Origin of the sequence: uncultured Nostoc sp. (assembly GCF_964245575.1) — a bacterium.
GTDB lineage: Bacteria > Cyanobacteriota > Cyanobacteriia > Cyanobacteriales > Nostocaceae > Nostoc.
Genome location: NZ_CAXTNP010000139.1, coordinates 1 through 20268, shown reverse-complemented (window position 1 = coordinate 20268; position 20268 = coordinate 1). Strand labels below are relative to the sequence as shown.

The window sequence follows — 20268 nt, the reverse complement described above, 5'->3', positions numbered from 1 at the left end:
TTAATGAGTCTTTGAACTGCATTAATGAGTCTTTTAGCTCCATTAATGAGTCTTTGAACTGCATTAATGAGTCTTTTAGCTCCATTAATGAGTCTTTTAGCTCCATTAATGAGTCTTTGAACTCCATTAATGAGTCTTTGAACTCCATTAATGAGTATCAAAGCTTCATTTTTTTAGGTTGGAGATTCTAGCAATAGGTAATGGTTTAGAGAAAGGTACAAATTAACCATGAGCGATAAACCATAAACGTTGATTCATACAACCTGTACAACAATCTTGCCGCGTACACCCTCACCGCCTTCCTCCAAGGTTTTATGTGCTTGGGCTACCTGATGAAGCCCAAAAGTATTACCAATAACGGGTTTGATTTGACCCCGTTCAATTAAGGTTCTCAAGGCATCAAGTTTGGGGCGGGTCTTGTCTAAGTGTGTAAAGTGGACAGTAATATTTTTGAAGATAGCGATATTAAGGTCACCTTCAACCCCTGTGACTGTGACAGCGCGGCCCTCAGCCTTTGTCACTACCAAACTTTTGGCTAAAACTTCACCGCTAACAGTAGTAAAAGTAACATCAACTCCTTCACCACGCGTTTCCTGCATAATAATGTTGATAAAGTCTTCGTTGCGGTAATCAATTGCTCTATCTGCACCGATGGACTTGACAAAATCGGTATCATAACCGCCGCAGGTTGTGTAAACGTAAGCGCCTGCTACTTTAGCTATTTGGATAGCGAATGTGCCGACACCGCCTGCACCACCATGAATCAACACAGTTTCACCGACTTTGATATTTGCTCTAGTGATCAGTGCAGCCCATGCTGTACCCCCCGCCACAGGTACGCTAGCAGCTTCTAAATGGGATATATTTGCAGGCTTTTTGGCAATAGTTGATTCATTTGCGACATGATACTCAGCATTAGCACCGCCACCTTCTTCATGTGCGATGGCATAATAAACTTCGTCACCCACCTGAAAATCTTTAACATTTTCGCCAACTGCCTCAACGACACCGGAAACGTCAAAGCCTAAAATTGCAGGTAGTTTAACCCTTGGGCCGAAACTTCCTTGGCGCATCCCGCAATCTGCTGGGTTAACTGAGGTGGCATAAACCTTAACTAAAACTTCGTTGTTTCTTGGTGTTGGTTTATCCACTTCACTTTCTGCAAAGACTTCAGGACTTCCGAAGTTTGTGATTACCATCGCTTTCATAGAATCAATTGCCTCAAAGCAAAATAGGGAATAGGGAAAGGGTTAAAGGGGAAGGGTAAAGGGAAGAATTATTTTTTCTTGCCCTTAAATTTCCCCTTAACCCGTCTTCTGCATGAAGCCTATTCTCGCAAAGATCCACCCAACCGCCTTAGAAAGGCTTGCTTTAATTCCTGCCTTTTTAAGGTGGGTTAGAGAGGATCAAGTCTTAGCAAACTACGCACAGCTTGTTCTACATCGCTTTGTTTAACTAAAGACTCTCCGATCAAAACCGCACGCGCACCAGCCTCAGCGACAAGAGATAAATCAGCAGGTGTATACAATCCAGACTCACTGACGACGGTGATATCCAAACTTTGTAATTGTTGTTGACGCTGTGCTAAAAGTTGCTGTGTTGTCCCTAAATCAAGGGTAAAATCTTCTAGATTGCGATTGTTGATTCCTACTAAACTTAGGTTGTCAAGCTTTAGCACTCGATCCAGTTCAGCCAAGGTATGGACTTCTACCAGTGCATTCATGCCTAAATCATGAATTAGTTGCAAAAAAGCCTGGAGTTCTTGATCTGATAAAATGGCAGCAATCAACAAAACTGCATCTGCACCCACTGTCCGTGCTAAATAAATTTGATAGGGGTTAATGATGAACTCCTTGCACAGTAGGGGTAATGCTACTTGTAATCGCACAGTCCGCAGATTATCAAAACTACCCTGAAAAAACTTTTGGTCAGTCAGGACTGATAAACAAGCTGCACCACCTCGTTCATAAGCTTGAGCAACAGCCACTGGGTCAAAATCTGCGCGGATAATCCCACGGCTAGGTGATGCTTTTTTTACCTCGGCAATTAAGCTAGGTTGGTTGGGATTTTCTTGCAAAGCATTCAAGAAATTTCGCACAGTCGGGGCTGCCTTTAACTGTTGTCGCAAGTAAGCTAAAGGCATTTCTTGTTGCATTTGTGCGACTTCTTTCTTTTTATGCAACACAATTTCTTCAAGAATATGGCGGGGAGGGGCAACTCGGTTAGTCATAATCTGTTATTCAGCAAGGGGAGCAGGGGGAGCAGGCAGGGGGCACGGGGAGAATAATTAGTAACCAATGCCCAATGACCAATGACTAATGACCAATGACTAATGACTCTTTCGTTTGTGTATATGCACGCACGACATTTTTAATGATTTCCAGACCGACTTCTCCTGCTAGAGTCATGATTGATTCTGGATGAAACTGAACGGCGGCGATGGGAAGTGTCTGATGTTCAATGCCCATAATTACGTCGTCATCAGAAATCGCTGTTACTTTGAGTTCTTTTGGCAAATATTGCGGTAGGGCAAACAATGAGTGATATCTACCCACTGGAAAAGATTCTGGTAAATTTTTGAAGGTCACAGAATTAGAATCGGTGACAAAAATCCGTGAGGATTTACCATGTTGGGGATAGTCGAGAACTCCCAATTGTCCATCAAAAGCTTCAACAATGCCTTGCAGTCCCAGACAAACTCCGAAAATAGGAATTTTGCGATGAAGAAGGGCACCGACAGTCTGGGGAACCCCAAAATCACTTGGTCTACCAGGGCCAGGAGATAAAACAACTAAGTCAGGGCGTTCTGTATCGAATAGCGATTCTGAGAAACCATGACGCAGTGTGGTGACGCTTGCACCAGTCTGGCGAATGTAATTGGCTAGGGTATGAACAAATGAGTCTTCATAGTCTATTAGTAAGACGCGTTTGCCAGCTTCTGCATTTGGAAGGATTTTAGTTAATTTTATGGAACTGGACTTATCAATTTCCTGACTCGTTTGCTTTACACGACGAATCGTCTCAAATAAAGCAGCACCTTTAGTAATTGTTTCTTCTTCTTCTGCTTGTGGTATGGAGTCATAAAGGACAGTAGCACCAACTCGCACTTCGGCGATGCAGTCTTTTAATCGGATTGTCCGCAGAATTAATCCAGTATTTAAATTCCCATTGAAATTTAAATAGCCAACTGCTCCACCATACCAACGTCGGGCGCTACGTTCATGCTGTTCAATAAAATCTATTGCGGCCCTTTTGGGTGCGCCTGTGACTGTAACTGCCCATGTATGCGAAAGAAAAGCATCTAAAGCATCAAATTGCGATCGCAGTGTCCCCTCAACATGATCTACTGTATGAATCAGGTGGCTGTATAATTCAATTTGGCGACGACCAATCACTTGTACTGAACCAGGTTCGCAAATCCGGGATTTGTCATTGCGATCGACATCAGTACACATGGTCAACTCAGCTTCATCTTTGTGGGAGTTGAGTAACTGACGAATTTGCACCGCATCGTCAAGAGCATCTTGTCCCCGACTAATAGTACCACTAATGGGACAGGTTTCTACCCGCCTACCTTCAACCCGCACAAACATTTCTGGAGATGCGCCAATTAGATATTCTCCACCTAGATTAAAAATAAACCCATAAGGACTAGGATTTATTTCCTTTAAGGTGTTAAATAATTTGCTGGGTTGGTCTTCATAGCCTTCAAAAAAGTTTTGACTAGGAACTACTTCAAATAAATCGCCTCGGCGGAAGTAATCGAGCGCACCCTCAACTTTTTTTGCATACTCGCCTACTTTATGGTCAGCAGTTTGATTCGGGACAAGATGTTTTCCGCGATAATCTACAGACTCACCTGTTCGAGGAAGATAATTAGTGCTGCCATGCGCTGTTTTAAATTCATATTGTAGACGAAATGCGCGTTGCTGATAGTAGTCAACAACTATCAAGTCATCAGGCAGATAAAGTACTAAATCCCGTTGATCTGTAGAACGTTCTAGGCGTTGGGTAATTGGTTCAAACTGGAAAACTAAGTCATAACCAAATGCACCATATAATCCTAAATGCTCGTCTTCTTGACTAGAAAAAGTATATAGAATTTCACGGATAACAGTAAATGCTGAAGGTTGTTTACTGCGTTCTTCTTCAGTAAATAGTTTTTTTGCAGTTTTAATAAAGCCGACGAGATGGTTATTATCTTGGTTGACTTTTTCCAGCTGTTCTGAATGGGATAGGCGCTCTAGGAGTAATGGCAAAAGTACCCGACCGCGTTCATTCAATGCTATCAAAGTAAAAGCGTTGTCCTGTGTAGTCAATTCCAATGGTGGATTGACAAATCCGATCGCCCATCTTTTGTATCTGCCTGGATATTCGTAGCTGCTCCTTAACAAACCTCCACGCTGAGAATTTAAGTGGAATAGAATGTCTTCGAGAGCAGTGTCCATCTTAACTTCTGTGATGGAGCGAGAAACATTTACACCGCCAAGGGTTTTGTAGGAACGGGAATCACAAATCATGGGTAATTTCTTTGGAAGAGTTATTAGTCAAGAGCCATTAATCATTATTGATAACTATTTTAAAATTAAAAACAAATTCAGATAATGCGATGTCAATTTAATTGGAATTATCTAAATCTGTGCATAGCAATCCTATTTGAGTTGTAAAATTTATCGTAAACGCGCAGTAGCTTGCCGCAGCTACCGCCAAGTGAAGGAGGAAAGAAGTTTACAAATTTTTTAAAACTGCTATATTCTTTTTAAAAGATGTAATGTAAAGTTTTTTGCTTCTTATTTAAGAATACTAGATATCCAGCAGATAATACATTGAATAATTTTTCGATTAGGTGTCAATTTATTCGCTTTTTATACTGCTTCTCTAGTACATTTTCTGTTATGACTGGTTGAAATTCTTCGCCTCCCTCAAAGGTAGTAGATAATCTCACAATTTAGTAGTAAAAAATTGTCTACCATCAAATTTAAGCGTTCCTACCCTGCGGTAAGGCGAAGCACCTATAGATTTAAAATTCACCCCTCAATTGCCACGAAAAAGAATTCTAAAACTCGCGCAACAGCGATATTGCTTGCGTGTACAATAACAAATCCACCTTATGAACTTCAGTTGCTTTTCCAATGCGTTGTAGCAACGTTAAAGTCAATTCTCCACCCAAGTGTTCGCGGAACTCAGTTAAACCCCGGAACAGACAATCAGGATGTTCCAGTTGTGATAATTTCTGGGCCAGTTCTGGCACATATAATGTAAAACCCAACGCTGATAAGGTATTTAATATCCGTTGCCATTCTGAATAATCCAGCATTCCTACTAAATAGGAATAGGTGCTATCCAAAGCGATACCGATCGCAACTGCTTCGCCATGACGTAAGCGATAATTTGTCAAATGCTCTAATTTATGAGCCGCCCAATGTCCAAAATCCAGGGGACGAGACGAACCCATTTCAAAAGGATCGCCGCTATTGGCAATATGTTCTAGGTGTAACTGGGCGCAACGATAGATAACTTGTTGCATGGTGTCCATGTCTCGCTGCACAAGGGCTGCGGTGTGCAAATGGATAAAATAAAAAAAGTTAGCATCCTTAATCAGCGCCACTTTGATTGCTTCTGCGATCCCAGAACGCCAATCGCGATCGTCTAGGGTTGTTAAGAAAGCAGAATCATTTATAACTGCATAAGGTGGCGCAAATGTGCCGAGAAAGTTCTTTTTACCAAAGGCGTTGATGCCGTTTTTTACGCCAACCCCGGAATCATTTTGTGCTAACACCGTCGTCGGAATCCGAATTAGACGAATTCCCCGGTGAGCGGTTGCGGCTGCATATCCTACCAAATCCAACACAGCCCCGCCTCCGATCGCTAACACATAAGAATGGCGACATAATCCGGCTGCTTCAATCTGTTGGTGGATTTGATCTACTAAAGTGCGATCGTTTTTGGCAGCTTCTCCTCCCGAAATTATCATCGGTTCGGCTGCGATCGCTAGTACCTCTGCATAAAACTTGGTATACGCTACTAATTGCTTAACCAATTCCGGGTGATGCTGCAATATTCCTGCGTCTACTATCGCTACAACTTTTTTCGGTTTTGTCTCCCCATCTGCTGTAATTACTTGGGCTAAGGTGGGGTTTTTCAACTCAAATAAGTTTTGGGTGAAGTAAACCTCATAGTTGAAAGTAACCGAAACACGTTGATTAATCGGTTGCAGGCTGAATCTACTTTTTTGCTTAATGTCAACTACCATGTTTTTGCTGATATATTTACAAGTGCGGCACGATTCAAAGCTTGAAGGAACATTTCTACTGAGTGAGAACCATTTATCTTGACTTTATTATTGATGATAAAGAACGGTATGCTGTTGATGTCATTGGGTCGAGTAAATATTGTTTCCGCCACAAAAGTTTTAACCGTAGCATCATTACTCAATTGCAGGCGTAATTCCTTAGTATCCATTTGGTAAACTCTACCTATGGCAATCAGAACTTCAATATCTCCGATGTTCAAACCGTCTTCAAAGTAAGCTTGATAAATGGCTTCTACGACATCGTTTTTTACCTTTGTTGGTGCGAGTGTAATCAGTCGGTGCGAAAGCTTAGTATTGACAGCCAAACGAATTTTGTCAAAATTTAGCTTGACTCCAGCTGCCTCACCAGCATATTGCGTAGAATCAAACAAATGTTGCAGTTTTTCCGCTTTTATGCCTTTTCTATTCCGCATAAAGCTGCGAAATTCGTACCCGTCAGCAGGAACGGTATTGTCGAGAATAAAAGGATGCCACCGGATATCTACTTCTTTTTCTGGCCATTGTGCCAATGCATCAAACAGATGCTTTTTTCCTATTCTACACCAGGGGCAAACGGGATCGTGAAAAATGTCTATCAGCATAGTTTTTGTTACTCATACCAATTTTGTATGAACATGCACCAAACTATATAAGGAACGAACCGCAATCGCGCAGCGTCTCGTTAGAGAAGGGCGCATAGACACGAAGTGGCTTCCCGAAGGGTAGGACACAAAGAAAGAAATAAAATTTGGCGCAGCCTCACAAATAAATGTTATCAAATACTAATATTTGAGTGCATCTGGGGTTTCAAGTCTTGTTGGAGAGCCGTTGTATTAAAAGGCTGTAGAAAAGTGTTGATTTTTTCTTCAAAAAAGCTTTGAGTATTTTCAAATTCTTGAATTAATGCATCTCTATCTTTTCTTGCTACCAGTTTCGCCAAACGGCTGTAAGTGTCAGCTAAAAAGCTAATTGCATTACATCTTTCTTCTGTAGCTAGCATAATATCAACACATAAATTAGGATTCTGAGAAAACAAACGTTTAACAATGTCAATTTCTTGACGATAGTTAGGTGTTGACATTGTTAAGCTCTGCTCTATATCCACTTTTACTTGTGCTAAAAAAACACCAAGACTAAATCTACAAAAATGCTGCGTTGCTTGAATAATCACCATCATTTTATCGTGTTCTTCAGGCGTGCAAACAATTAATTCTCCACCTTTACTTTTGAGAAAGTCTAATAACCACTGAAATGAATCATCGTTTCGACCTGGACATACTACCACTTTTTGTCCTAAAAACGATTTGATATTTGGCCCAAACATGGGATGTAAACCCATGACTGGGCCACAATGATGTTCGAGCATCGCCTGAGTTGGCTGAGTTTTTACGCTTGTGATGTCACACAACGCTGTATTTGGGCCAAGGTATTTCGCTGCACGCTTGATAACATCAACTGTATGTTCAATAGGAACGCTTACTAATACTAATTCTGCTTGACTTAACAGTTTATCTGCGTATTCCCAATCCTCATGTTCGAGAATGCTAACATTGTGAGCTACTAACGAAAGCTGCTCTTTAAATAATCTTCCCATCCTACCGCGTCCACCGATGATGGTTATTTGTCGGGGACTGACACGATTTGTTGCAGATTTAGGAATCAGAGTAGCATGACAACTATTTATTACACCTGCCCAAACAGACTCAGGAATACCAGCTTGGGCGAGTAGGGGAGCCACATCAGCCAGTTGTTCATCTAAAGAAGGTTGTTCTGATGCTGCTAATAATGATATGCGATCGCTCAATAAGGCGATCAAGCTTTGGTCAGTTTTTTTAAGCTGATCTGAATTTGTCATTTGTCATTTGTCATTTGTCATTTGTCATTTGTCATTTGTCCTTGAGAGAGTACGCGCACAAGGGACGTGGTTTTAATTAATCCGATATGATTAGTTTTTTCGCCCAGAAAGGACGAGGTATGTACCAAAAAGTCTTGATCAACAAGTGATTCCTTAGAACTCAATTCTGGCAAGATATCCAAAGTCGTTGCTTTTTTGGCGATCGCATCATAAAATAACTCTTCATACCGATCTAGCGCTTGCTCAAAGGAATAGTTTTCTACTGCAAACTTTCTTCCTTTGCGACCTAATTGCGCTGCTAATTCTGGCTGATTATATAAATCCAATACTGCACTTGCTAAAGCATCTGCTGACTCTGGCTCAACGATAACGCCGCCACCACTTTCTTTAATAGCTTTGGCAGCAGTCCCCGCGTCTGGAACTGAACCGACAATTGGGCGGCCACTGGCTAACAGCAGTGGTATTTTAGAAGGCATATTGAAGGAAATCACATTGCTCTTTTGTACAATCAAGCCAACATCTGCGGCTGCTAACATTTGTGGTAGTTTTTCTCGCGGTTGCAATGGTAGCAGCAAAACGTTATCTGCACCACAAGCAAGACAATGTTTTTGCAACCTTTCGAGAGCTTGAGATTCACCTGCGATCGCAAAGACAATATCATTAATATGACGCAACCGAGATGCTGCTTCTATTACTGTCTCCAAACCTTGCGTCAGAGCAATATTACCTGAATAAAGTACAACAAATTTACCATCGAGTTGATGGGTAGCTCTCCAGGAGTTATTCTCCTTCGGTAAAGGACGGATAAAATTTAGATTCACCCAATTGGGAATGCAGGCAATTTTATTAGCCGGCACATCTTTATTTATTAAATTATCTACAAAGCCATCGGCAATCACACTAATGGTATGTGCAGTTCGGTAGGCAAATTTTTCTAAAGCTTCTAAAGCTTGAATCATCAACTTATTTTTAATTAACCCAACACGCACAGCAGCTTCCGGGAGGATATCTTGCACGTTCAGCACTATTGGGCAGTTGTATAGCCAAGCTATTAAGGTTGCAGGTAAGCAAACTAGTAGCGGCGGCACTGTTAAGAGAATTACATCAGGTCGCTTGCCCTTGATGGCTTGTGGCAAACTCGTAAAAACAAAGCTCAACTCTAGCAGTAGCCGATCCACAAGGTTAGGTTTAGACTTAATCCGCAGGTAACTACGCTGAATGGTAACACCATTTTTCTGTTCAGTAACGTATAGTTTACCTCGATACCCATCGTAAATCTGACGCTGAGGATAGTTAGGCATACCTGTGATTACCCGCACTTGATGCCCTCGCTTTACCAGCCCTTCTGCTAGTTCGGTCATCAAAGGTGCAATACCAATTGGCTCTGGATAATAATTGTATGAATAAATCAGAATTTTCATGAACTCTTAATGTCCTGAAAGCACCTTGATAATCTTGGCTTTATTGTGTTATCCAGTTTTTATCTGCCTTGTTCCGGATTTAATAACCTGAAATTTTCGTAGGGGAGCCAGTGTGTTGCGGTGAATCCAGCGCTGTAGGCGGGTTTCCCGCCGTAGGCGACTGGTGAACCCGAAGGGAGGTTCCCGACGCTTGAGGACTCGCTCATAGCGTTGCCATGCCGTTGGCGCAGCCTCTCCAAGAGTTGGCTTTACGCTGGGCTATCCGTTGTAGCAACTGGCGTTGTGTTACTGCCGAGAGTACGGCACCGAAATTATTGAGATGGTGCGTTATGCCCTTGGCTAACGCACCCCAGGAAACAGAAGTTTTAGATTTTGTTTAATCCACTTCAGCCTTTAAACTCGGAACTTCAGCCTTTGAACTCGGAACTTCAGCCTTTGAACTCGGAACTTCGACCTCTGAACTGGGAACTTCGACCTTTGAACTCGGATTCGGTCACTTTACTGCTACTCAAGCATGAGAACTCAGCACTGTTTTTGCAACGTCTTCTCTAAACTGAAGACTGGCTTTTGTTGTCCACGTTTCCGCAATGTGATGGTAACAGCCCCAAGTCCGAGCAATGCTAAACCCAATGCTGAACTAGGTTCAGGTACTTGAGTTCTACCTTCTACATTTAGCACTTGGACGCGACCTTGGAAGAAATCGCCCACATAAAGCTTGTCATCTTTAAGGGCTGTCCCACCCGTCCAGTTAAATCTGCCTGGAGTGAGGTCGAGGGGATTGCCAAATGGGGGGTCAGTTAATCCTGGAGGCGGGACTAGGTTGCCAGATGCATCCAGGGCTGGTTTACCGTAGGAAGTCAAGAAGTTACCGTTTTTATCAAATACCTGAACGCGGCTGTTGATAGAATCAGCTACATAAACATTCTCTTGGGCGTCCACTTCGATGCCAATTGGCTGAAGAAACTGTCCAGGTGCGCTACCTGCTGAACCAAATGCGTACAGAGGTTTACCATTTGGATCGAGTACTTGAATACGGTTGTTATACTGGTCAGCTAAAAAGATATTTCCACTAACTGGGGAAATTCTTACACCTGCTACACCTTGAGTTTCTCCAAGTGCAGTGCCCACCTTACCACCAATGACACCAATTTGCTTTCCGTCAGGTGTGAATTTAAGGATTCTTTCGCCGTTAAAATCACCAACGTACACGTTGCCAGTTTTGTCAAATGTTACACCAGATGGTCCAAAGAAAATCCTATCATTTATACGAGGGGTAAAATCTCCATTTGCAAAGGATCTAATAAAGTTACCCTGAGAATCGAATTGATTGATGCGGTTGTTGTAAACATCACCTGCATACAAATCCCCTGTTACGGGATTAAAGTCTACAGTTGTTGGCTCGTCAAACTGTCCGGGCCCTGTGCCGCCAGAGCCAATTGCTCCAATATACTCACCGCTTGGACTAAATTTTTCAATTTTGTCACCGAAGTTGTAGTTAGGAGTACCATCTGGGTTAACACCGCGTCCGTTAGCTATAAGGGTATTCCCTTGGCTATCCACCGTTATGCCTTGGGGAACAAACAGTTGCCCAGGGCCGAAGCCAGGTTCGCCGATACTTCTGTCGAAAGTTAATGTTACAGCCTTGGCTTGGGCTACTGTTGCCAGCACCATGAATCCAGTACCGAGAATGCCTATTGAGAAATTTTTGACTAATCCCATGAGTTTGAAGTCGTGGTTGTGTAAGTTATACTCTTTCCTAGACTAATTTTGTTCCCAGTCTCAGTTCGGGAACCTTAAAATTCGGGCTGCTGCCTTTTGTTTGAAATGCAACTTTCTATGTGAGGCAGCAGCCTATTCTTTAAGCTTTACCTGACAGGGCCAGGTAAAGAAGAATTAGACAGTCTCTGCTTTGGCTACCAATTCACCCAACTTTTCTTGGCGTTTACGCTTGGCGATCGCACCAGTTGCGCCTACACCAGCAAGTGCTAATAAGCCGATTACTGAACCAGGTTCGGGGACTGTTTGTGTAACGATACCATCCACCCGAACAACCTCCCCTCGTCCTTTGCCGACACCCTGATTGGTAATATAAATCTTACCGTCAGGGCCAATAGCAATTCCATCAGCCGAATCTAGCCCTTGACCGGCTGCAACGAGTGTTGTACGAGTGCCATCAGGAGCAACTTCGATCAGAGAACCAGGTAGATCTGTGATGTCACCCCCTAACTGGGACTTGTCGCTGAACTGTAAAACCAGCAAATTGCCTTTCTTATCAAAGGTTAAGTCTGTGATGTGCGTAAACCCATCTAGAAAAACTTCTGGTTTGAGATCATCGCCAATACGGAAAATCCGTGATTTACCTGCTGGATAAGGAAAACCCGTATATTCGCCAACGTATAAAGCTCCATCAGGACCAATTGCGCCACCTGTGGGTACTGCTTGAATTGCTGTTTTTCCTCCTGGAAGCTGCTCTAACAGCCCAGGAGGTAATTGTAATCCTGGTGGCAAGTCGGAGTCACTAATGACGTTTTTAGGAATTGCGATCGCCTGGGATTCACTTCCGTCAAGCTTGATTTTGTAAGCAGTGTTCCCGCCCCCATCAACGACATAAGCACTATCCCCATTAATAGTCAGGTCATAGGGATTGGTAACTATATCCCCTTTGTCTGGATTTTTGGTGATTTCATACTTGGCAAAGTCAAAAATACTGTTGAGAGCTCCCGTCTTCAAGTCAACTTTGTACAGTTGTGCTAAAAGCGGTGTATTCAAAACTTTATCAGGTGTTGATGGCGGGAAAGTCGCAAGTTGCTGTGGTGGGATAGGGGATTGCGAACCAAGGTTAAGTGTTGCTAGATCGCGGTTTCCTGGATAACCAGCATACCCAGTCAGAAGATAAGCATTCCCTTTAGAGTCGAATTGCACGTCTTCAATACCGGCCCCTTGATTGCCTGTAGGTTGTTCTGCTAGAGACTCAAAGTTATTAAGTAGACGCTCTTTTGTGCCGTCTGGTGAAACTTTGACGAGTGAACTAGTGTTACCAGCACAGATAGGCTGAAACAGCGTACTTGGAGATGGTTGGCAATTTCCGTTTCCTCCGATACCTGGCTCTGCTACGTAGAGACTGCCGTCAGGGCCAAAGCTAGAACCCCGTGCATTACTGATACCATCGACAATTGTCGTTAGCGTTGCAGCTTGTGCAGATGCTGTTCCACAAATAGCAGCAAAACAAAATGTAACAGATTTAAGAGCAAATGACTTAAGTTTCATACCTTTGGAGATTGAGAGTTAAATTAGTGGAAACTTTTATGGTTTTAAAGACAACGATTCTCGGTCTTTAAGGAACGCAGGGGAAATGCCCTTTTTGAGAAGCACTGATATTCAGTAAACCATGAATTTGTAAAAATCAACGTAAAGATAAGCGTTCCAGCCCTTATAAAGAATGAGGTAAAAAGCATTGGTTTAATAGCTATCACCTGTATTGTTGCTAGTAGCATCAGCTGAAATGCTCACTAATCAGTTGTTTTCTGGTATGCCTGCATTCAACTGAAATGTCTACTTTTCTTGACTTCTAAAAAACTTTTTGGTTTACTGAATATTGCTTTGAAACTCTTTACTTGAGCGCCACGACTGCATGTATGGGAGGTTTGGTAGCTCTCTTCTTGTGCAAGCAACCAACGCCTAAAGCACCGATCGCTAATACGCCTAAAGCAGAATCAGGTTCAGGAACAGACTTGGTATTTTCAATTCTGAGAACTTGTCCTTCTCCAGGGCGATCGCCTCGGTTTGTGACGTATACTGCACCATCAGAACCAATAGTCAAGGCGCTAGGCGACTCTAATCCATTGCCACTCAGCAGAGTTGTGCGTGTCCCATCGGCAGCTATTTTGATCACAGAACCATCAAAATTACCCTTCCAGGCTGACTGATTGGCATACTGCAAAGCATATAAATTGCCCTCAGTATCAAATTGCAAGTCTGTGAGTTGGGTAAAACCATCTGCATATACTGTTGGCTTGCCATCAGCACCGACTCGATAGATTTTTGCCCCACCTTCTGGGAAGGGAAAACCAGTAAATTGACTGACATAATAAGCACCATCAGGGCCTTTTGTCACACTTGAAGGTACTGGTTGAGTTGCAAACTGCGATCGCGGCGGTTCATTTTGAGATGGCACCTGTGCAGGTTCATTGGATGGGGTATCAGAAGGTGGAAAGACTGGATTAGTCAATATCTCTTGAGGAAACGCAACTATCGCCTGCAAATTACTACTGTCAATATTAACACTTAGTAAGTCATTTGCACCTGCATCAGCTGCAACCAACTGATTGCCATTTATTACGAAACCCAAAGGATTGCTATCTACATCACTACCATCAGGATTGTTGGCGAGTTCATAGTTAGCTAAATCAGCAACACTCGTCCAGGAATTGGTCTTAAAGTCGGGAGCAATGATTTTACCGAGGTCAGTGTTACCTAAATTGCGATCGCGAAAGGCTGGATTAGCCCCATACCCAATCAGAACATAAGGCTTACCTTTAGCATCAAATTGGATGTCACGAGGGCCAGTGCCTCCAGTACCATCTGGTAATGCTAAGGAAGGAAGTCCTGTAAGTATCCGCTCGGCTTTACCATTCTCAATTTTGGTAACTGCACCACTTGTGCCATAGCATAAAGAATCGCCTTGACCACTTGGTGGTGGAACACAAGCTCCACTTCCCCCTATTCCCGCCTCTGTAACATAGAGATTACCATCAGGCCCAAAGCTCAGACCACCGGCATTATATAGACCGTCGGCAATTACCGAAAACGATGTAGCTGACGCAGCTTTCATTCCAGAAAAACCAGCAATCCAAAAAGTGAGTAAAGTAATAGTAAGTTGTTTCAGTTTCATATTTTGTCTTTTATCATTTGTCATTTATCATTTGTTAGATAACTAATGACCAATGACCAATGACTAATGACTATTGACTAATGACTCTTGAGTTTTTGGCAGATAGCTCATTCCCCGGTCAAATGATTTGAGATTGCCAGCTTTGGCTTCGAGCAAACGTTTGATGTTCATGCTCTCAGCCCCAAAGTCTTCAATCTGAAGTTTGCCGTGGGTAACAGTTCCATCTGTTTTCCAGAATGTGATCCTATGCAGAATAAAACCAGAAGCTTCGGGATCAGCGAAAGCATAGGCGGTTGGGATGAGTAACGCTACAGAACGCTGATAATATTCGTATTCTGGATAAAAGTGTTCCTGTTCAAGCAAGTAGTATTTACTTAGACTATGCAGCCGCACAGAAACTTTTACTTTCTGGTCATATTCATCTTTGAATTCACCTGATTCAAGACCAATCTCGCCATTTTGTCGCAGTAGATGTGCCCACTCATCTATGTTTTGTAGGTCTTTTAAGTATTCTATGCCAATTTCAATTGGAGCATCAACATAGATGGTGTCAGTATTGATAAAGTGGCTTCCTTTGGCTGCTGAGGTAAGACCAGCTTTGCGTTCCAAATTACCTTTGAGAGAACGACATTCAGAAGTGTGTACTGTATGAATTCCCTGCATAATCATCTGAGTCTGCCGTTTTGGATCGACAAAGCTCAACCAGTGAAAATACACGCCTTTTTCATCTGTCCCCGGTTCGATGTAGTCTGTAGGAAACAGTAAAACAGGGTAAACCTGATAATATTTCTGATACTCTAATCCACAGTGCCACTCAATGCCGTAGAAAAGCGGGTTTTCTAGTTTTTTAACGTGATAGTAAAGATTTTTATGATAACCAGATGCAGTTCCGAGCCAGGTATCTTCGTCAATTTGCTCTTTCATCCGGCTATAAAGCGTCCATTCGTCTAAGTTTTTTAAACTACAAAGATACTCAAAGGCGCTCTCTGGTGAAGTAGCAATGTAAGCTGATGTCGCAAAGGTATTTTTTTCCACTTTTTACTCCTTAAGATAATAACAATTAAGCTGCGATCGCTTTAGTCTTGATTCGCTTACTATTGTTGATCCGGTCTTCTGCCAATCGTCTGGCAGCATCGTTGGTACTAACTCCCTGCTGTTTAGCAATATCAAAAATTGCTAATAGGGTGTCATAAATGTTATGCACTTGCTTGAAAGCTTTTTCTTCGTCATAACCAATCATTTCGTTGTAAACATTGATTAGCCCTCCGGCATTAATTACATAATCAGGGCTGTAAAGAATCCCTTTTCTGGCAAGCATTTGACTATGTAGTTGCTCATTCTCCAATTGATTATTAGCTGCACCAGCAATAATAGAAGCTCGCAGGAAAGGAATTGTATGACTATTAAGAATTCCTCCTAAAGCGCAAGGAGCAAATATATCTACATCAAGAGCGTAAATTTCTGTTGGTTCTACAATAGTTGCGCCAAAAAGCCGTTTTACTTCTTCTGCTTTTACTGGGTCTACATCGCTAACAAAAAGCTTGACATCATGCTCATGTAAATGTCGGCAGAGATTTTTACCAACATTTCCTAAGCCTTGAACTGCAACTTTCATTCCATCAAGTCTTTTGCTTTGCCAACGAGACTCCACAGCAGCTTTAATTCCGAGAAAAACTCCTAGTGATGTTATCGGAGCAGGCCCACCAGACTTTTCTGATACCCCAACAACATGTTTAGTTTCTTGACTGATTGTCCGCACATCATCAGGGGTAATATTGACATCTTGTCCGGTAATAAAACGCCCATTCAGACTATCAACAAAACGTCCGTAAGCTCTCAACAGATCATCTGTTTTATTTTCAGGATTAGCGATAATGACTGCTTTTCCCCCACCAGCCGGAATGTTGGCACAGGCAGCTTTATATGTCATCCCACGGCTTAGACGAAGTGCATCTTTTAAAGCAGCTTCTTCGTTGACATAAGGCAAGAGTCTTGTAGCTCCCATCGCTGGGCCCAAGGTCGTGTCATGGATAGCAATAATTGCCTTAATTTCGGGATTTTTACCATGACAGAAGAGAACTTGTTCGTGACCCATTTCTCTAACAGTTTCAAATAGCAGCATCTTGACCTCTTGATATTGTTTGGGATTGGTTAGAGAAAGTAATGACCATTACAAAATGTAAAGATATAAACACAAACCGAGTCTCGAATATTAAGATAAGATGAAGGAAGAATAAAGTAGCCTTCAAAAATCAAAAATTTGAAGTTCCAGTTTTTGCGGGGTAGTTGTTGACTGGAAAAGAATTTTTATCGTTTCTTAATTGCTACTTTATCCTTTGGTGAGTTGACAAAGAGTGCGGATATATTAATCCGATCTACGTTGCAAAGTCCGCCTGATTCAGGTGTCTTAGTGTCTATAAGAATTGAATGAGATTACCAGCTTTTAAAATCAAATCATTGGAAATGAAACTTGCTTGGCTGGATTTTTAGCCGAACTTGATTTGACTCCTTGCGCTGCCAAACTTTTATTACGTCCACCAGAGGGTGCTGGTCGATCAGCGTCAATCACTACATCGATCAGAAAGGGAACATTTGATGCGATCGCTTGTTCTAATGCTGCTTCGATATCTGACTCTCTGACGACTACGATCGCTTCTGCTCCCATACCACGAGCAATCATGGCGAAGTTTGTTGGTGGAATTGTTGCATCTGCGCCCTTTAATCCCAAGATTTTCATCCCTTGATGGCACATGTTATAACGCGCATCGTTGAGTACAATCCAGATTGCAGGAATTTTGTATTTCACGGCTGTGCTGATTTCGTTATTCATCAGCATTGCTCCATCGCCGACAATCCCTACAGCCTTGCCATTGTTCGCCAGCGCTGCACCCAACACTCCGGTGACGGCGTGACCCATTGCTCCAACTCCGGTGCTGACTCGGTAACGATTGGCTTCGGCAAATTGCAGTAGATGAGTTGACCAAGTAAAGGAGTTACCGCACTCTGCCATTACTACGGCATCGCTACCTTCAACAATTATCTTTTGAATTGCTGCCATCAATACTTCTGGTCGCACTGGATAATCTACGTCTGGAGCAGGTTCAATTGCTTTGTGTTCTGGACGAGGTAGCGACAAAGTTGTGGAACGAGGAGCATCTGGTAATTGCTGCAATAACTCTTCTACAAAAGCTTTGATATCAGACCGAACTCCGAAAGTTTCAACGTGTGGATAGGCTACACCTGGCACTTCTGGGTCAATATCTACATGGACAAAACCTTCTTTTGGAACTAGCGCCGAACTCCAGAAGGAAGTCGGTTCACCAAGGCGGGTTCCTAATACGAGTGTGCGTAGTGGAGGTTGCTGTTCCATATAAGTCAAGACGGAAGCATGACCCCCTAAACCTGTAACACCCACAAACTGGGGATGATCTTCGGGGAAGATACCTTTACCACGGGGTGAACACATGACGGCTGCTCCGGTTTTTTCAGCGAGTTGGCGGATTTCGTCTGCTGCGTCACGCGCACCGAAACCAACCCAAATGGCAAAGGGGCCAGATGATAATAACTCTACAGATTTAGCGATCGCTTGTTTTGAAGGAGTCATCCCAAACGGAGAAACATCTAATTGAGGCAAGGATATATTCTCAACTAAACTTGTCTGCACTGCGGTGGGAATACTCAAATGGGCAACAAATCCGCCGGGTTGCGCCATAGCCAAAGCAAGTTTGCGGAAAATCTGCGGTAGTTGAGCCGCAGATTCAATAGTGATTGCATAATTAAATAGCGCTCCTGAGGTAAAAATTCCCCCACTGGGCAATGTGTAAGTGCTGGTTTCTTGAATTGCCCAACGTCCACGCTGCGGTGCTGAGGTGCAAGCCGACAACAAAATCACCTTTGCACCTTCACCACGAGCCGCAAATAACCCGGTGAGGGCATTAGTGATCCCCGGCCCTGCTGTGGTAAAAACTACAGTGGGGCGATTATTGGCAAAGTATGCTTCGGTGGCTGCAAATGCTGCTCCTGATTCATGGCGGAAGTTCAACACGTCGATGCTGCTATTTGACAGCGCACCCCAAAGGCTTGCCATCGCACCACCTGCGACACCAAAAGCGTAGCTTACTCCCAAATTTTCCAACATCTGAGCGATCGCATCGGCAACCGAGAGCGTTGGGGGTGTTTCGTCATTTAAAAAAGGCTGAATTTCCTTATTATTCTCCGATTCATCAAGCTGACGTTTCTCGTCAGACACAGATTCTACATATCTGTTTGCTGGAAATTCCTTGTATGGCTCAGTGGTGATTAGAGGAGAGTTTGAACCAGTATAATTTTGACTCATTAGTTTCACGTAATTACAGAAAGTTACACAAAAGCTCTTTAGTTTACAATCACAGCGTTAGAAATATTTAATACAAACAACCCTGCTGTTTTTAACGGCTATGACAAAGCTTGGTCGATAGTAGAAATGATTGGTCACTGCTGATTGATGCTTGTGAGCGCAGTACCAAAAAATTTTTACCAAAAGTATACAACAGTTGAGGCTGTGCTTCTTATGATCAGAATAAAGGAGATAAAGACTGTTGTGCAATCAAAAATCTTTTGATGGGGGTGTCAAATTTTTCGCTTCGACTGTGATGATTACAGTGCTTAAGTAGGTTGGTGAGGAAAAACTAAATCATCTAAAGGTATATAAACGAGCAACTAAGCTTAACTCAAGCACATCTCATAAACTTTACAAAACTCAACATAGTTACCTTTAATTGCACCAATTTACTTATTTAACTGCTTGGCGAGGTTCTTACCTTGTGATAATTACTCTGATCAAAACCTATTTGCAATGAAAAATCTTTTGATAAGGGTGTCAATTATTTCGTTTTTATCGTGATTATGACATTTTTAACTTAGTCATTCTGAAAAATTGATATTTTGCGATCGCTGCTAAGATACATCACCAAATTTACAATAGAAAATCTTTTGATCTAGTTGTCAATTCTTTTGCTTTAGGACTTACGTAAGTGTCATTTTTGTAAGTTGTCCACGGAAGCGATCGCCGCGTGAACTCTTTATATATTGATTCAGCAACGCCTGATTTTTGACTGTTGAACTCGCCGTCATCAATTACCTAAATTAAACCATGAGTCGAACTACAACAGTTTGGCAGGCTTTATGTTGCCACCAAAAACTCTTTGAGTCAATTATTTGTGACAACAAATACATAGCTTCTTAACTTTATGATCTATCGAAGGAAAGATAAATAAATATTTACTACGTAATTAAACTGATAAATTGTATGATTCTACGTATAAATTAGCATAAATAACGTGTATTTTCAATAGAAATGTTTTTTTAACAAAAAAAAACACGATTTTATACGTGAAATAACCGTAACATGTATTACAAGTCTATTCCTTACGACGGATGACTAAACATGTTTTTCTGTAGTTAAATTCCTGAGAGAGTAAGTTAAGATAAATTAAGAAAATAAATTGATCAGTAAAACTTGCTCATTTTAAGCCAAGCCCAGCACTGCAAATTCATTTATGTTGAGAATTAACCGACTATACAAGAGTAGATCGCCAAACTTCTTAGTGCAGGAAAGATTAAAGGATAATATTTATTTTTATCCCTTAACCTTTCCTTAGTTGAAACCCAGCAATTTTAGGTTTGTGAACCATTAGCATTAGTTAGTTTTTGTGCAGGGTTAGTTTAAATATAAAATATTTTTTCTTCTTTATTAGAGATTAAGAGTTTTGAACTCTGAATCGATAAACTTGATTGACTAATCTGGATCTGATTTGTCTAAACTTTGTGT

13 protein-coding genes are annotated in these 20268 nt (G+C 42.1%); all 13 read right to left on the bottom strand.

Going from position 1 to position 20268, the window contains the following annotated elements; translation table 11 throughout:
• Window positions 1-254: 254 nt before the first annotated feature.
• The 13 genes from ACFFAP_RS21370 to scyA all read right to left on the bottom strand — a co-directional run bounded on the left by ACFFAP_RS21370 (window position 255) and on the right by scyA (window position 18795).
• Window positions 255-1208: a zinc-dependent alcohol dehydrogenase family protein gene (locus ACFFAP_RS21370; protein WP_375513095.1), complete on the bottom strand. Its 954-nt coding sequence runs from the start codon at window positions 1206-1208 to the stop codon at window positions 255-257.
• Window positions 1209-1396: 188 nt separating this feature from the next.
• Complete coding sequence (gene trpC, locus ACFFAP_RS21365) at window positions 1397-2230, bottom strand: indole-3-glycerol phosphate synthase TrpC (RefSeq protein ID WP_375513094.1); 834 nt, start codon at window positions 2228-2230, stop codon at window positions 1397-1399.
• An 85-nt stretch (window positions 2231-2315) separates the two neighbouring features.
• Entirely contained in the window at window positions 2316-4520 is a 2205-nt protein-coding gene (locus tag ACFFAP_RS21360; RefSeq protein ID WP_375513093.1) for an anthranilate synthase, read from the bottom strand.
• A 536-nt stretch (window positions 4521-5056) separates the two neighbouring features.
• A complete protein-coding gene (locus tag ACFFAP_RS21355; protein ID WP_375513092.1) occupies window positions 5057-6253 on the bottom strand; it encodes a 3-dehydroquinate synthase in 1197 nt (398 codons plus the stop codon).
• On the bottom strand, window positions 6247-6894 hold the full coding sequence (locus ACFFAP_RS21350; protein WP_375513091.1) for a DsbA family oxidoreductase: 648 nt from the start codon (window positions 6892-6894) through the stop codon (window positions 6247-6249). Before ACFFAP_RS21350 ends, ACFFAP_RS21355 begins: the two co-directional genes overlap by 7 nt.
• A gap of 173 nt (window positions 6895-7067) precedes the next feature.
• The gene (gene tyrA / locus ACFFAP_RS21345; RefSeq protein ID WP_375513090.1) at window positions 7068-8147 is read right to left on the bottom strand and encodes a bifunctional chorismate mutase/prephenate dehydrogenase; all 1080 of its coding nucleotides are present in this window, start codon (window positions 8145-8147) and stop codon (window positions 7068-7070) included.
• Window positions 8148-8164: 17 nt separating this feature from the next.
• Window positions 8165-9568, bottom strand: coding sequence for a glycosyltransferase family 4 protein (locus ACFFAP_RS21340; protein WP_375513089.1), 1404 nt, complete (start codon window positions 9566-9568; stop codon window positions 8165-8167).
• Window positions 9569-10090: 522 nt separating this feature from the next.
• The gene (scyF, locus tag ACFFAP_RS21335; RefSeq protein ID WP_375513088.1) at window positions 10091-11287 is read right to left on the bottom strand and encodes a scytonemin biosynthesis PEP-CTERM protein ScyF; all 1197 of its coding nucleotides are present in this window, start codon (window positions 11285-11287) and stop codon (window positions 10091-10093) included.
• A gap of 174 nt (window positions 11288-11461) precedes the next feature.
• On the bottom strand, window positions 11462-12835 hold the full coding sequence (locus tag ACFFAP_RS21330; RefSeq protein ID WP_375513087.1) for a ScyD/ScyE family protein: 1374 nt from the start codon (window positions 12833-12835) through the stop codon (window positions 11462-11464).
• Window positions 12836-13178: 343 nt separating this feature from the next.
• On the bottom strand, window positions 13179-14459 hold the full coding sequence (locus ACFFAP_RS21325) for a ScyD/ScyE family protein (RefSeq protein WP_375513096.1): 1281 nt from the start codon (window positions 14457-14459) through the stop codon (window positions 13179-13181).
• A 63-nt stretch (window positions 14460-14522) separates the two neighbouring features.
• Window positions 14523-15494 (bottom strand): scytonemin biosynthesis cyclase/decarboxylase ScyC, encoded by a 972-nt coding sequence (gene scyC, locus ACFFAP_RS21320; protein WP_375513086.1) that lies wholly within the window; start codon window positions 15492-15494, stop codon window positions 14523-14525.
• Window positions 15495-15519: 25 nt separating this feature from the next.
• The gene (gene scyB / locus ACFFAP_RS21315) at window positions 15520-16581 is read right to left on the bottom strand and encodes a tryptophan dehydrogenase ScyB (protein WP_375513085.1); all 1062 of its coding nucleotides are present in this window, start codon (window positions 16579-16581) and stop codon (window positions 15520-15522) included.
• 327 nt (window positions 16582-16908) lie between these two features.
• On the bottom strand, window positions 16909-18795 hold the full coding sequence (scyA, locus tag ACFFAP_RS21310) for a scytonemin biosynthesis protein ScyA (protein ID WP_375513084.1): 1887 nt from the start codon (window positions 18793-18795) through the stop codon (window positions 16909-16911).
• Window positions 18796-20268 lie beyond the last annotated feature (1473 nt).